Consider the following 15,384-nt stretch of genomic DNA (forward strand, 5'->3'; position numbering starts at 1 on the left):
ATCGGATGATCGTGTTTGGATAGCCATTCTATTAAGGTATACCCACTCCAGATAATGAATTGAAGCAGCATAACTGCATACACTTTCAAACCCTCCACCACCATGTCTAAATTATCTTATTCCCAAGTCACGTTAGGTTAAACATTCAGATCTTTTTACTAGTATATGTCCTGATGATTAGGATATTTTTCAATTATGTAACAAATCAATAACATTCCATTCTTTTGGAAATTGCTATGATAGAATATGGACAAACAGTTACATGGTGAAACAACATTCCGAAAAAAAGTGAGGCAAAGATAAATGAAAAGCTTGTCTTTTGTTTTTGTCGCAACGTTCCTATTTCTTACGGCTTCTTGCAACCCAGTCAACGATTCAGATGAATTGGAGCTCAATGGAGATATTAAACAAGTCGTTTTCTTTTCTGATGATGAGAACTATAGACAGGAAGCATCCTATTATGATGCTATTATAGAATTAAAGAAAGAATACCCTTCCGCATTCGATGATATTGTTGTCATTCCTGCTGCCAATGCCAATAAATACTATGACCTTTTTAAGGTAAAACAATTTCCTGCCATCCTGATTGTCCATCAGGACCAGGTCCTTGCCAATGTGAATGGCAATGTTACAAAGGACCAGATCATCGAACCATTATCAGCAGTTTTAAATAATGAATAAAAAAAGTCCTTTCCATCAGGAAAGGACTTTTTTTAATTCAAAATCAGGAAGAACTTTTCAATTTGAGAATTGTCCAGCTCCTGCGCCTAGCCAGTTTTCATCCCTGCTAGAGCTTCTCGAGTGTCTTGCGAGAAGCGTTAGCTTTGAGCAGCTCGAGACGCTTCAGGGCTGATCAAGGCGCTTACGCTATTCATATTATTTTACTATATGAATCGGATTACCAAGTGCTACCTCTGCAGCTTCCATCGTAATCTCACCGAGAGTTGGGTGAGCGTGGATTGTCATTGCAAGGTCTTCAGCAGTCATGCCTGCTTCGATTGCTAATCCAAGCTCTGCGATCATGTCAGAAGCATTAGGTCCAGCAATCTGCGCACCGATGACAATGTTATCTTCTTTACGTGTGATCAGCTTCAAGAAGCCGTCTGTCTGGTTAAGTGATAGTGCACGGCCATTTGCCGCGAATGGGAACTTAGATGCTTTAATATCAATGCCTGCATCTTTCGCTTCTTTTTCAGAGTAGCCTACTGATGCTAATTCTGGATCTGAGAAGACAACTGCCGGAATAGCCAGGTAGTCGATTTCTGAAGGATGTCCAGCGATTGCTTCAGCAGCAATTTTACCTTCGTAAGAAGCTTTATGGGCTAGTGGCGGCCCTTCGACAATGTCACCGATCGCATAGATGTTGCTTACGCTTGTACGGCACTGTTTGTCGATTTGGATAACGCCGCGATCAGACATCTCGATGCCTACCTGCTCAAGGCCTAGTTCGTCCGTGTTAGGCTTTCTTCCTACCATGACAAAAACGTAGTCTGCTTCGATATTCTTTTCTTCACCGTTTGCTTCATACTTAACTGTTACGCCAGAGTCAGTCTCGTCAACACCTTTCGCAAGTGCCTTAGTAATGATCTCTGCACCCTTCTTCTTAAGGTTTCGTTTTACTAATGCTGACATCTGCTTTTCGAATCCATTAAGAATTTCGTCTGCGCCTTCAAGAATCGTTACTTTAGTGCCAAAGCTTGCGTATGCTCCGCCAAGCTCAGTACCAATGTACCCGCCGCCAATAACAACAATGCTCTTTGGAAGCTCCTGGAGGTTAAGTGCTCCTGTTGAATCAAGTACGCGCTTGGAGTACTTGAAAGCTGGGATTTCGATCGGACGGGATCCCGTCGCAATGATTGCATTTTTGAATGTATATGTCTGTGCTGAATTTTCATCCATAACACGAATCGTATTGGAATCGACGAAATACGCTTCGCCTCTTACGATATCGATTTTGTTGCCTTTCAATAAACCTTCAACGCCGCCTGTAAGTTTTTTAACTACTCCAGCCTTAAACTCCTGAACTTTAGAGAAATCAAGCGTAACGTTTTCCGCTTTGACACCCATATCTTCAGAATGCTTAGCGTTTTCGAATCTGTGTCCTGCAGAAATCAAAGCTTTTGAAGGAATACATCCCACGTTCAAGCACACTCCGCCAAGAGTTGCTTTTTCCACGATTGTTACTTTTTGGCCTAGCTGGGCAGCGCGAATCGCTGCCACATATCCGCCAGGGCCGGCACCAATGACAAGAGTATCAGTTTCGATTGGAAAATCTCCTACTACCATTTATTACCCCTCCATTAACAATAGTTCTGGATCGTTCAACAGGCGCTTGATGTGGTTCAATGCATGCTGTGCAGTAGCGCCGTCAATCATTCGGTGATCGAAGCTTAAGGAAAGCGCCAATACAGGAGCGGCAACTATCTCACCATCTTTAACAACTGGCTTCTCAGCAATGCGTCCGATACCGAGGATCGCTACTTCCGGATGGTTGATGACTGGAGTGAACCACTGTCCGCCAGCAGAGCCGATGTTCGTGATTGTGCAAGAAGCACCCTTCATTTCATCAGGTGACAGCTTTCCGTCACGAGCTTTACCAGCTAACTCATTAATTTCATTAGAGATTGAGAATACGGATTTGCGGTCAGCATCTTTTACGACTGGAACAAGCAAGCCTTTTTCCGTGTCTGCAGCAATTCCGATATTGTAATAGTGCTTGTGAACGATTTCGCTTGTAGCATCATCTAATGATGTGTTCAATGCTGGATATTCACGCAATGCACTTGTTAATGCTTTTACCACATAAGGAAGGAATGTAAGCTTGATTCCTTTCTCTGCAGCTACTTCCTTGAACTTCTTGCGATGAGCGACAAGCTTTGCTACATCCACTTCGTCCATTAGTGTAACATGTGGAGCTGTATGCTTGGAATTAACCATTGCCTTAGCAATCGCTTTTCTGATACCGCTCATCTTTTCGCGTGTCTCAGGGTATTGTCCTTCTGGAATCGCCTGAGCCGCTGCAGCTTTAGGTGCCTCATCAGTTTGTGCTGCCTGTGCTTGATCTGCTTGTGGTGCAGCTGCTGCAGGAGCACCTCCGCTTAGGAAGCTGTCGATATCATCCTTCACGATGCGGCCATTCTTGCCTGAACCAGCAACCTGACGAATGTCAACGCCTTTTTCACGTGCATATTTACGGACAGATGGCATTGCCACGATATTACGGTTTGGGTCAACCTCTGCTTGTGGTGCAGCTGCTGCGCCAGCACCAGTCTGGCCTGCAGGAGCAGGAGCATCTGCTGCTTCTTTCTCGATTTTTTGTCCGGATTCTAAAGTAGATTGAACCTGGGCTTCTGTCTTTTCCTGTTTAGGCTGTTCAGCAGGTGCATCTTCTTCTTCACCTTTGAATTTAAGGTGCTCGTAGCCAGGAGCGTCGAAGGTTACAAGAACCTGTCCTACTGTTGCTACTGTTCCTTCTTCTACTAAAACCTCTTCGACTGTACCAGCTACAGGTGAAGGAATTTCTACTACTGCTTTGTCATTCTGCACTTCGCAAAGTACATCGTCTTCCTGAACTTTATCGCCAGGTTTTACGAACCATTTGACTATTTCACCTTCGTGAATACCTTCACCGATGTCTGGCAGCTTAAATTGGAATGCCAATGGAATTCACCCTCCTAAGTTTTTCAACCTTATTAATTTCAGTATTTAATTTAGAACGTAAGTACTTTTTTAGCTGTTGCAATTACATCTTTGTAGTTAGGCAGCCATACAGATTCTGCTTGAGAGAATGCGAAAACTGTATCTGGAGCTGTCACACGCAATACTGGTGCCTCAAGGCTCAGGATTGCACGATCATTGATTTCTGCAACAATCTGTCCGGCCATACCAGCTTGTTTTTGAGCTTCCTGCACGACTATCGCTCTTCCTGTTTTTTCAACAGAAGCGATGATTGTTTCAATATCGAAAGGCATTACAGTTCTTAAATCGATTACTTCTACAGAGTATCCTTCTTTTTCAAGTTCTTCTGCTGCCTTTAATGATTCATGGACCATAGCGCCATAAGTGATAATGGACAGGTCTTTCCCTTCACGCTTAACATCTGCTTTCCCTAGAGGGATTGTGTATTCTTCCTCTGGTACTTCCTGACGGAAAGAGCGGTAAAGCTTCATGTGCTCTAAGAAAATGACTGGATCATTATCGCGGATTGAAGAAATCAACAATCCCTTTGCGTCATAAGGAGTTGAAGGAATTACGACTTTTAGGCCAGGCTGCTGTGCGACCATTCCTTCAAGGCTGTCAGCGTGCATTTCTGGAGTATGTACGCCTCCCCCGAATGGCGAACGGATCGTAACAGGTGAGCTGTAGCGGCCGCCTGAACGGTAACGCATACGAGCCATTTGCCCTGCAATAGAATCCATAACTTCGAAGACAAAGCCGAAGAATTGGATTTCAGGAACTGGACGGTAGCCTTGCAGCGCAAGACCAATTGCCAATCCGCCGATACCTGATTCCGCTAGAGGTGTATCGAATACACGGTCTTCACCAAATTCATTTTGCAGGCCTTCAGTAGCACGGAATACACCGCCGTTTACGCCTACGTCTTCCCCGAATACAAGTACGTTTGGATCGTTCTTCATCTCTACGCGAAGAGCGTCTGTAATTGCTTGAATCATTGTCATTTGAGCCATGGCTTACTTCGACTCCTTCTCTTTATATATTTCATATTGCTCTTTTAAGTAGTCTGGCATTTCATCATACATGATTTCCATAAGGTCAGTTACTTTTTGCTTAGGAGTATCATCCGCTTCTTTGATAGCGTTTTTGATTTCTTCTTTTGCTTGTTCGATTGTTTCGTTTTCCATTTCTTCAGTCCACAGGTCCTTCTTCTCCAGGAATTTACGGAAACGTACTAGTGGATCTTTCTTTTCCCATTCATTGTCCAGATCGGATGTACGGTAACGAGTTGGGTCATCACCAGCCATTGTGTGAGGACCATAACGGTAAGTCATTGTTTCGATCAATGTAGGGCCTTCGCCATTAACTGCGCGCTTACGTGCTTCAAGAGTTACAGCGTAAACAGCAAGCGGGTCCATTCCGTCAACCTGGATACCAGGGATACCTGCAGCAACTGCTTTTTGAGCAATTGTCTCTGCAGCAGTCTGCTTTTCTACTGGAGTAGAAATGGCGAAACGGTTGTTTTGTACGAAGAAGATTGCCGGAGCTTTGTATGCACCTGCAAAGTTGATACCTTCGTAGAAGTCACCTTGAGAAGAACCGCCATCACCTGTGTAAGTAACAGCAACCGCTTTTGTTCCGCGTTTCTTCATTCCAAGTGCTACACCTGCTGCCTGGATATATTGTGCACCAATGATGATTTGTGGTGAAATGACATTTACACCTTCAGGAATTTGATTACCCTTAAAGTGTCCGCGTGAAAATAAGAAAGCTTGCGTAAGCGGAAGTCCATGCCAGATCATTTGCGGCACATCACGATATCCCGGAAGGATGAAATCTTCTTTCTCAAGTGCGAATTGAGATGCAAGCTGGGAAGCTTCCTGTCCTGCTGTAGGAGCATAGAATCCCAGACGTCCTTGGCGGTTCAATGAAATTGAACGCTGGTCCAGAATCCTTGTATAAACCATGCGCTTCATTAATTCTTGTAATTGCTCATCAGAAAGCTCAGGCATAGCCGCTTCATTTACGACTTCGCCCTCTTCATTCAAAATCTGGAACATCTCAAATTGGCTTTCAATCTTTTCGAGCTGCTTCATTGCATCAACAGTGTTGTTTTTTGTTTTAGATGCCATCAGAGCCACCTCTTCCTTTCATACTTCATGAATTTTAAATTGAATATACAAAAATAGGTTACCCAATATCAGGATAAACTTCCCCGGGTTTCTAAATACCTGTCAGAGCTGAATTGTTTTTTCTTAGGGGTTTATGATTGCTTCAAGAGAGTTTTATAAAACAGCTCGTACCTGGAACACCATATGAACACACCATTCTTTAGTTTTCCACAGATCCACCATAAAAAAACTTTTATTTCTCCATTCTAGCACCAGAAATTCTGTATCAGTGGAAAAGAAAAATAGAGTAATACAATCCGCTCATTCGTTTTTTAGTTTACATCACCAAAATAAGTCCGTCAAATACTATGTTTCATCTTTTTTAATTTTATTCACTATCTGTATGTTATTATCTCAGAAAAACAACTGTATTACTTTTTATTAATTACTGTACTATAATAAATTACTTTTAATTCAGACTGTATTAGTGCTGTAAAAGGGTATTTAAAAGGCATATATCGTTAATTTCCATGGATATGTACCCGGCCTCTTTAAAATGGACTTTCTTCCAAGCAACAAAAAAAGCCGCTTAATCTCAAAGCGGCTCACTTCTCACTCATTATTTTTCCTGATTTGAACTAACTTCTATTCCAGCATTTTTGTAAAAATCCATCTTCTCTTGATTATACTGGTCTGTCTTATCATTGAATTCCTGATTGTCATTCAAGACAGTTTCATATACTTCATTCACTTTATTGATCTGTTCTTCAAGTTTTTCAAAGCTTAATTCCTTATCTTTAAGCATTTCATAAAGCTCTTTGTCATATTGAAGGCCTTTTTTATAATTTTCGTACAGCTTATCGTGGGTTTCATATCTTTCTTTCATAGTTGCCTGCAGTTCAGTTGCCTGCTTCTTTAGGTTTGCGTCATCAATTTCCTCGATGATTTCATCTACTTTCCCAAACTCTTTTTCGGATTCATCTATACTTTCTTTTTCTTTCTCAATATGCTCTGCGCGTTTGTCAGCTAAAGCAAGCGCCTCATCTGCCAGCTTCACAATTTGATCATATTCCTTCATTCCAAGTGAAATGATTTTCTCATAAATCTCTTTTTCCTTCTTTTCCAGCTCAACAAGTGGGTCCTGCTGGTCCTCAAACCCCTTTTCAATTGAAACAACCTTTTCAAGTGCTTCAAACATCTTCTCTTCTGGTGATTGCTTGTCCAGACACCCAGCTAGACTGAAAACTCCAGCCATCATAATAATAGCTAAACTTATTTTTTTGACTATGGACAAAATAATAACCTCCTCATTAATACCAATTTTACTATAGCGATTGCGGCGAGATTTGACAACAGATATGAAAATTCGCGGGATGAATTGTTAAGACTGGAAGTGGCGTATGCTTGTCCTTACCCTATATATATACCTACCTCTGGCTGTTTATGCTCTAGGCTTAAGCCTATACCTATATTTTTCTCTTGCATAGGCTATAGCAATCGACCGATTTAAGGGCGAAAAACACAATTGAGGAGGTTTTCCTGATGCACGGTTACGGATATGGATGTGGTTATCCTGTTGCAGGAGCAGGATATGGTAGTGGATTCGCTTTGATTGTCGTATTGTTCATCCTTCTGATTATTGTTGGCTGCGCCTGCTGGAAGTTTTAATTAGTAATAGCGTAAGCGCCTTGGTCAACCCCGATAAGCGCTGCCCGCCTATAACGCCACGTCCTGTGGCTGGCGGGTCTAGCATATCGTGTGCCACGGATGGCCTGCCGATGAAGTCGCTCTTTGACTTCATTTGCAGGACCGAAATCGAAAAGTATAGCCGACTGCCCAGAAACGCAGAAACTGGAGACTCCGCCAAAGAAGCGCTTTTTGCTTCTGCCGGCGGAGTTGAAGTTTCGGAGTTTTTAGGAGGCGACACTAGATAAACGACTCGAGCTGCGCAAAGCTAACGCTTCTCGCAAGATACTCGGAAGTAGCACAAGCAGAGATGAAAACTGGCTAGCGCTGGAGCTGGACACCAATCTTAAGGCTAAATGCTTTCTTATGCAGTTAAGAAAGAGGGAGGGCAAGTCCCTCTCTCTTTTAACATTTCTAGTTAACTTTTTACTGTTCATTTGTTAGACTTAACATTATTACATACTAGAGGTGAAGTTAATGTTGACGATGAATGATATCGTCCGTGATGGACATCCCGTGCTCCGAAAAGTCGCGGAAGAGGTTCCTATGCCCCCTTCACAGGAAGATAAGGAAGTGCTTGAAAGCATGATTGAATATGTTAAAAACAGCCAGGACCCAGAAGTTGCCCAAAAAAATGGGCTCCGTCCCGGAATCGGTCTTGCTGCACCACAAATAAATGTATCGAAAAGAATGATTGCTGTTCATGTAACTGACGAAAAAGATAATTTATTGAGCCATGCCCTTTTCAACCCAAGAATCATCAGCCATTCAGTGGAACGTTCCTACCTTGCAGCCGGTGAAGGATGCCTGTCAGTTGATGAGTCGATCCCTGGATATGTGCCGAGATATGCCAGGATAACCGTAAAAGGAATAGATCTTGAAGGAAATGAAGTAAAACTTCGCCTAAAAGGCCTGCCAGCGATTGTCTTCCAGCATGAAATCGATCATTTAAACGGCATCATGTTTTACGACCACATCAATAAACAAGATCCATATACAGAAATTCCCGATGCAAAACCAGTTGAAAGATAAAAGCCGAATCCTGAGATTCGGCTTTTTTGTGGCTTTAACCACTTTAATAACATTGAAGGCATAAGCTAAATCAAAGTCATTTATGACAGGTTTCCGGTTTCACCCTGTTAACCTGTCTAAATTGCGATGTTTTCTTAACAGCTTTCCTCTGGTTTGATTCGAACCTGTCTTTATTCCGGTACATTTTTGCCAGCTTTTTCTCTAAATGGGCTTAAACCTGTCATAATTACCACGGTTTCTTGACAGCTTTTCATTATTACACCGTCAACATGTCATAATTCCGGGGGGTTTCTTGACAGCTTTTCCTGCATCCCGCTCAAACCTGTTTTCGTAAAGATTGTTGTTAAAATCCTAAAGCCGATTTTAACGTAATGTAAGCCATTTTGCAGGTCGGTATTTAGTTTGCATGCTCTTTTCTCACAAAAGAATCAACTTTTCGAATAAAAATAGGCCATTCAATCCTATTTTGTAGTCAATAGCAACAAAGTTTGAGAAAAGAGCTTTATTCTAAATCAAATCCAGCTCTTTCAAACCGTGCCAGATTCCATCGTCATCTACATCCCGGGTAACCATATTAGCGAGTTTCTTCAATTCAGGAACAGAATTGCCCATGGCAACCCCTGTACCGACTGCTTGAATCATCTCAAGGTCATTCAACCCATCACCAAAAGCGTATACATCTTCCCGTTTGAAACCTAATCGCTCCACCATCTTCTTGATTCCTTCCGCTTTAGACCCTCCCGCTGGCAGAATATCAACAGAGTATGGATGCCACCTGATAAAGTTAAACTCAGGATAGGTCTCCCTATAATACTTTTCCTGGCCTTCTTCGCAGAACAATAGCGTTTGGTAGAGGTCCCGATCTACATAAAATCGGTCATCATGTTCAGGATGGGCGAACTTCAGGTCACCCAGGCTTTTTTCAATGTATTCGTGGTGCTTCACTGATGATTTCATCGTCATATTGTTCATAAAAACGACTGGATGGCCCTTATCTGCAGCTTCAAAATAAAGTTCTTCTATCTTTCCATTATTCAATGGATTCTGGCTGATTGGCTCCCCTTCAAACACAACATATTGTCCGTTAAAGCTTACAAAAGAATCGATCTCCAGCTCTTCTCTCAGGTATTCGAACATAAATGGAGCCCTCCCTGTAGCAATGGCTACAAAAACCCCATTATTTTTTAATGTAACAATTGCCTCTTTTGTAGAATCCGGCAGATTTTTATCATGGTCCAACAGTGTACCATCTATATCAAAAAATACGATTTTGCTCATGATCTTCTCCTTCGATGCTATGATTAAATTATTTTCTTACTTATTGAGCTGTATTATGTAATCCCGGTAGTCTACCAAATCGTTGCGTGCATGTACAGAAATAAGAAGTCTAAATCTGTGTCAAAACAATGACAATTTGTGTCATTCCATCAATACCCATGAAAAAATTTGCTATTTCATCATATAATATAAACAAAAAGATAGGAATTTGAAAAATAATCTTAGTTAAACTTTTCCTTGTTTACTTTACTTTGGACAAGGATAGTTTAAAATAAGAACTAAGGAGATGATCCACTATGTTAAAGAAGCTAAGAAAGAAGCTTTTAAAACAGTGGAAAGATTTGCTTCGAAAAAAAACAATCGCTTAACTTTTTGAGCCCTTCAAACTTGCGAAGGGCTCCTTCCTTATTGTAAATTGGTTAATAGCGGAAAAACATGGCACGATGGATAATAACAATGGTGACATTGTTAATTTTTATATATGGCGGATTTCGTTTATTGTTTTAACAGAGTTATGCTTTACCTACAAAATCAGTTCGTCTACCTTTGGTATATCCCAGGCAGGGAATCGCATAACTCTGCAAAATGTGTCATCGGAAATTGCCTATAAAATAGAAAAAGTTAATTTAAGGAGAGAGATTTTTAATGATTTTTAAAGTTTACTTCCAGGAATCCAACAAGCAAGTACCAGTTCGCGAAAAAACACAAACCATTTATGTGAAAGCCGACACTGAAAGAGATGTAAGGACAAAAATAGCTGATCGCCAATATAATATTGAATATGTCGAGGCAGTTGAGGGTAACTATTTTGAGTATGAGAAACAAAAAGAAAACTTTGAAGTATTGGAGATCGAATAATTTATGAAATTCGTTAAAAATGACCAAACAGCCGTTTTCGCGCTCGGTGGACTAGGCGAGATCGGCAAGAATACCTATGGGGTGCAGTTCCAGGATGAAATCATCCTGATCGATGCCGGCATAAAATTCCCAGAAGATGAATTACTGGGTATCGATTATGTTATCCCCGACTATTCCTACCTGGTAAAAAATGAAGACAAAATTAAGGGCCTGTTCATTACCCATGGCCACGAGGACCACATCGGCGGTATCCCTTATTTGCTGCGCGAAATCAATGTTCCAATCTATGGCGGCAAGCTGGCACTCGGCCTGATCAAAAACAAGCTTGAAGAGCACGGTTTGTTGCGAAAAGCGAAGCTGATCGAAATCAAGGAAGACGACATTATCAAGTTCCGTAAAACTTCGGTCACTTTCTTCAGAACAACACACAGTATTCCCGATTCATATGGTGTAGTAGTGAAAACGCCTCCTGGCCAAATTGTCCACACAGGCGATTTCAAGTTTGATTTTACACCGGTAGGTGAACCAGCCAATTTGACAAAAATGGCTGAAATTGGCAAAGAAGGTGTCCTTTGCTTACTTTCGGACAGTACAAATGCCGAGGTTCCGCACTTCACGATGTCTGAACGCCGTGTTGGCGAAAGCATTCATGATATTTTCCGAAAAGTGGATGGACGGATCATCTTTGCTACTTTCGCTTCCAATATCCACCGCTTACAGCAGGTTGTTGAAGCTGCGGTCGCAAACGGCAGAAAAGTTGCCGTATTCGGACGGAGCATGGAATCAGCGATCAATATCGGACAAGAACTTGGCTATATCACTGCGCCAAAGGATACATTCATTGAAGCACAGCAAATCAACAGACTCCCTGCCAACCAGGTAACAATCCTTTGTACCGGAAGCCAGGGCGAGCCAATGGCTGCTTTATCAAGGATTGCGAACGGTACACACCGCCAAATCCAAATTCAGCCTGGCGATACAGTAGTGTTCTCGTCTTCTCCGATCCCTGGTAATACCATCAGCGTTAACAGGACAATCAACATGCTGTCACGTGCAGGTGCAGATGTTATCCACGGTTCATTGAATGACATCCATACTTCAGGACACGGTGGTCAGGAAGAGCAGAAATTGATGCTTCGTCTGATCAAACCGAAATACTTTATGCCAATCCACGGGGAGTACCGCATGCAAAAGATGCATACGAAACTCGCTACTGATTGTGGAGTTGCTAAAGAGAACTGCTTTATCATGGATAACGGTGAAGTACTTGCTCTTGGCGATAACGAGGTTGGCGTAGCCGGGAAGATTCCTTCCGGCAATGTCTACATTGACGGAAGTGGAGTTGGCGATATCGGGAACATTGTTCTTCGCGACCGCCGAATCCTGTCCGAGGAAGGCCTTGTTGTTGTAGTAGTTAGCATCAATATGAAGGAATTCAAGATTGCTGCAGGTCCTGACCTGATTTCACGCGGGTTTGTCTATATGCGCGAATCTGGCGACCTGATCAACGACGCACAAAGCCTGATCAATAAGCACTTAAATAAAGTAATGGAAAGAAAAACAACTCAGTGGTCAGAAATCAAAAACGAAATCACTGATACGCTTGCACCTTTCCTCTACGAAAAAACAAAACGCCGTCCAATGATCCTGCCGATCATTATGGAGATTTAAAAGAAAAACCGTTGCGAGTGTCGCAACGGTTTTTTTGACGCCTTGTTCAGGAAAACACAATTTCGTTGTGAGTCATTACAAGTGTTTCCTACCCCTGTTCAGCAGCCTAACCTATCAAGGCACTTGCACTTCTTATCCTCAGCTATCGGAATCTACATTATTATTTTGTCCTTGCACAGCTTTCTTTCTGACAAAATATATGATGGCAGCCACAATCACTCCTACAATTATGAGGATAGGGAGGTTGCCAATAAGGAAAACAATGATTCCTGAGCCTGCCGCCAGCAGGATGTTGATATTATCAGCAAACTGCTTTTTAATTTTTTGCCAGGTGTTCAAGCTGTCGTTATCTATTTTCGGGACTGGCACTTCATTTTCTTGCAGAGTGATGGTAACTGTTGAAAGTGCCGTCTGGTTTTCGAGGTATTTCTTCCTTCCCGCTATTTGTTCAATCTGTTCCTGAACATCTGCCAGGTCCGATGAAATCTTCAAGAGATCCTCTGTTTTCTGAGCCCCTTTCATAAACTCAAGTAATCTGGCTTCGACAGCTCTTTTCGATTTTAACCTGGATTCCAGGTCTACATACTCCTCAGTAACGTCCTGACCGCTCACACGGCGATTGTTAACTTGAACAGAAAGACCTTCGGCGTCAGTTAAGAATGCCTGGAAATGTTCCTGTGGGATTCTGAATGTCATCGTGCCACTTTGCTGCTCGTCATCATAACGGTTCGAATCAGATTGTACTATATAGCCATTGTAACGCTTGACCTTTTCTTCAAGGGCACTTCGCGCATTTTCAAAATTTTTAACCCTGATATCCATTTCAGCATTATAGACGACCATCCGCTGAGCAGCCGATTCATCCGCACCCTTGTCGGACTGTCCCTCTGCTTCCGGTTTCTCTCCAGCGTCAGCAACTTGTTTTTCATCTTCTGAAAAGCTATTTTCCTCATTTACATTTTCCATGTCAGCAGCAGAGTTCATATCACCTTCAGAACTCATCTTACTATTTTCCTGTGACATCCCCCCGCTGCAGCCTGCCAGCAAAAGTACAAACAAAATACTCATAATAAATACTTTTTTCAACAATGAAAGGCCCCCTTGAAACACTTCTATTTATGAATTTGACGGTAACTCTGTTAAAAAGTTACAGAATGCATCTTAAAGTGGATGCCCCCCTCTTAGCCGTATCAAAAATACTGCAAAAAAAGCCTTCACGAAGAAGGCTTTCTACATTTACACTGCATCTAGCATATTGAATTGTGCTTTGACAAGGTGATGATATTCTCCTTCAAGGTCCATAAGCTGGTCATGATTGCCCTGCTCGATGATCAAGCCATTCTCTAGCACGAAGATATTATCCGCTTCCCTGATGGTCGATAGTCTGTGGGCAATGATGATAGCCGTGCGGCCGTTCAACAGTGTTTTTAGAGCCTTTTGGATTTTCATTTCTGTTTCGGTATCAATGCTCGCTGTCGCTTCATCCATAATCAGGATTCGTGGGTTAGCAAGCAGCGCCCTGGCGAATGAAAGGAGCTGCCTTTCACCGACTGAAAGGATATTACCCCTTTCTTCCACTTCTGTCTTATATCCATTAGGCAGCTTCTTAATGAATTCGGCTGCTCCTACAGCTTCTGCAGCAGCTATTACTTCTTCCTCTGCAGCATCCGGCCTGCCGAACAGAATATTATCGTAAATTGTTCCAGAAAAAATAAAGGTGTCCTGCAGTACGATACTGATATGCTTCCTCAGGCTGCCTATAGAGACTTCTTTTAGGTCATGACCGTCAACCAATACCCTGCCCGAAGTAGGATCATAGAACCGGCTGATTAAATTGGCAATCGTTGTCTTCCCTGATCCTGTATGACCAACGAGGGCAACCGTCTGTCCAGCCTTCATTTCGAGGCTGATCCCCTTAAGCGCCGTTCTCTTTTCATCATATGAGAAGACGACTTTATCAAATTTAATTTCTCCTCGCATTTCCTCGAGCTCAACCGGATGATCAGCCTCAGAAACAATCGGCTTCTCGTCAAGAAACTCGAAGATCCGTTCCGATGAAGCCATCCCCATCAATAACTGGTTATATACCTGGCCCAGCCTAGAGATTGGTTCCCAGAACATACCAAGATAGAAGGCGAAGGAGACGAATACACCAATTGAGATCGTTCCATTTTGGATCAAACTCGCTCCATACCAAATTAATACTGCTGTACCAAGTGCATTGGTCAGTTCAACCATCGGACGGAACATCGCATTTTTCTGTGAAGCCGACTTCCAGCTCTGGAAGGTCTCATCGTTTACTCCATCAAAAAAAGCCATGTTTTCCTTTTCCTGCGTAAAAGATTGTGTAACCCTGATACCCTGGATACTTTCATTCAGGTGGGAATTTAACTTGGATTGCTTCATGCGAACATCCTGCCAGGAGCGCCTGATGTTTTTTCTCAGCTTTGTTGAGATCAGGAACATGATCGGTAAAATAATCATGATTGCCAGTGTAAGCTGCGGACTTAACGAGAACAGGATAAAGAAGATGCCGACCAGCAGAACAATGTCCATCAATAAGTTGATGACACCATTGGTGAACAATTCCTGAAGGGAATTGATGTCATTCATGATCCGCACGAGTATGGATCCAGCTGAACGCTGGTCAAAAAAGCGATGCGATAGATTTTGCACATGCGTGAATAAATGTTTACGCAAATCATATATAACATTCTGGCCTAATTGATTCATCCAGCGGATTCTGTAAATGTTCGCAATATAGGAAGCTGTATAAAGCCCCCCTATGAGCGCGACCAGCCAGAAAAGCATAGTGACGTCTTTATTTTTAACGGCTCTATCAAGAGTGTAGATCCCAATCAGAATTGGGATTGTCAGTCTTACTGCTGTCGTGATTAAAACCATGGCAATCGACAGCGGCACAAGCGTCTTTTTATATGGGAGCATATAACCAAAAAGCCTCAACATCTGTTTCCAGTTAAAAGGCTTATCAATAACCTGGTCAGTAGAATAGTGGAACCTTTTCAAAACTTGAGAGTTACCTTTCTTGCTCAAAATCTTCCCCCCCTGTACA

13 protein-coding genes are annotated in these 15,384 nt (G+C 42.3%); 5 read left to right on the forward strand and 8 right to left on the reverse strand.

Annotated elements, in window-relative coordinates; translation table 11 throughout:
- The first annotated feature begins 303 nt into the window (after nucleotides 1-303).
- Nucleotides 304-681, forward strand: coding sequence for a small peptidoglycan-associated lipoprotein (locus tag J7E37_RS05070; protein WP_214777455.1), 378 nt, complete (start codon nucleotides 304-306; stop codon nucleotides 679-681).
- A 195-nt stretch (nucleotides 682-876) separates the two neighbouring features.
- Here J7E37_RS05070 and lpdA read toward each other — a convergent pair whose 3' ends face one another.
- The 5 genes from lpdA to J7E37_RS05095 all read right to left on the reverse strand — a co-directional run bounded on the left by lpdA (nucleotide 877) and on the right by J7E37_RS05095 (nucleotide 7,080).
- Nucleotides 877-2,286: a dihydrolipoyl dehydrogenase gene (gene lpdA / locus J7E37_RS05075; protein ID WP_215022787.1), complete on the reverse strand. Its 1,410-nt coding sequence runs from the start codon at nucleotides 2,284-2,286 to the stop codon at nucleotides 877-879.
- 3 nt (nucleotides 2,287-2,289) lie between these two features.
- The gene (locus J7E37_RS05080; protein WP_215022789.1) at nucleotides 2,290-3,660 is read right to left on the reverse strand and encodes a dihydrolipoamide acetyltransferase family protein; all 1,371 of its coding nucleotides are present in this window, start codon (nucleotides 3,658-3,660) and stop codon (nucleotides 2,290-2,292) included.
- A 50-nt stretch (nucleotides 3,661-3,710) separates the two neighbouring features.
- The gene (locus tag J7E37_RS05085) at nucleotides 3,711-4,688 is read right to left on the reverse strand and encodes an alpha-ketoacid dehydrogenase subunit beta (RefSeq protein WP_041965621.1); all 978 of its coding nucleotides are present in this window, start codon (nucleotides 4,686-4,688) and stop codon (nucleotides 3,711-3,713) included.
- A 3-nt stretch (nucleotides 4,689-4,691) separates the two neighbouring features.
- A complete protein-coding gene (gene pdhA / locus J7E37_RS05090; RefSeq protein ID WP_214777460.1) occupies nucleotides 4,692-5,807 on the reverse strand; it encodes a pyruvate dehydrogenase (acetyl-transferring) E1 component subunit alpha in 1,116 nt (371 codons plus the stop codon).
- 598 nt (nucleotides 5,808-6,405) lie between these two features.
- Nucleotides 6,406-7,080, reverse strand: coding sequence for a YkyA family protein (locus tag J7E37_RS05095; protein WP_214777462.1), 675 nt, complete (start codon nucleotides 7,078-7,080; stop codon nucleotides 6,406-6,408).
- 248 nt (nucleotides 7,081-7,328) lie between these two features.
- On the opposite strand from J7E37_RS05095, the gene J7E37_RS05100 reads away from it, so the two are divergent.
- Nucleotides 7,329-7,454, forward strand: coding sequence for a YjcZ family sporulation protein (locus tag J7E37_RS05100; RefSeq protein WP_214777464.1), 126 nt, complete (start codon nucleotides 7,329-7,331; stop codon nucleotides 7,452-7,454).
- A gap of 495 nt (nucleotides 7,455-7,949) precedes the next feature.
- Nucleotides 7,950-8,504, forward strand: coding sequence for a peptide deformylase (gene def / locus J7E37_RS05105; RefSeq protein WP_214777468.1), 555 nt, complete (start codon nucleotides 7,950-7,952; stop codon nucleotides 8,502-8,504).
- Nucleotides 8,505-9,011: 507 nt separating this feature from the next.
- On the opposite strand, the gene J7E37_RS05110 is transcribed toward def, so the two are convergent.
- Nucleotides 9,012-9,782 (reverse strand): Cof-type HAD-IIB family hydrolase, encoded by a 771-nt coding sequence (locus tag J7E37_RS05110; RefSeq protein ID WP_214777470.1) that lies wholly within the window; start codon nucleotides 9,780-9,782, stop codon nucleotides 9,012-9,014.
- Nucleotides 9,783-10,427: 645 nt separating this feature from the next.
- Here J7E37_RS05110 and J7E37_RS05115 point away from each other — a divergent pair.
- Both J7E37_RS05115 and rnjA read left to right on the forward strand, forming a co-directional pair.
- Nucleotides 10,428-10,640 (forward strand): DNA-dependent RNA polymerase subunit epsilon, encoded by a 213-nt coding sequence (locus J7E37_RS05115; RefSeq protein WP_214777472.1) that lies wholly within the window; start codon nucleotides 10,428-10,430, stop codon nucleotides 10,638-10,640.
- Between the two features lie 3 nt (nucleotides 10,641-10,643).
- A complete protein-coding gene (rnjA, locus tag J7E37_RS05120) occupies nucleotides 10,644-12,311 on the forward strand; it encodes a ribonuclease J1 (RefSeq protein WP_214777474.1) in 1,668 nt (555 codons plus the stop codon).
- Nucleotides 12,312-12,449: 138 nt separating this feature from the next.
- Here rnjA and J7E37_RS05125 read toward each other — a convergent pair whose 3' ends face one another.
- On the reverse strand, nucleotides 12,450-13,400 hold the full coding sequence (locus tag J7E37_RS05125; RefSeq protein ID WP_251009441.1) for a DUF4349 domain-containing protein: 951 nt from the start codon (nucleotides 13,398-13,400) through the stop codon (nucleotides 12,450-12,452).
- Nucleotides 13,401-13,547: 147 nt separating this feature from the next.
- Nucleotides 13,548-15,365 (reverse strand): ABC transporter ATP-binding protein, encoded by a 1,818-nt coding sequence (locus J7E37_RS05130; RefSeq protein ID WP_251009442.1) that lies wholly within the window; start codon nucleotides 15,363-15,365, stop codon nucleotides 13,548-13,550.
- Nucleotides 15,366-15,384: the final 19 nt, after the last annotated feature.

Source organism: Bacillus sp. ISL-39 (assembly GCF_018613295.1).
Lineage (GTDB): Bacteria > Bacillota > Bacilli > Bacillales > Cytobacillaceae > Mesobacillus.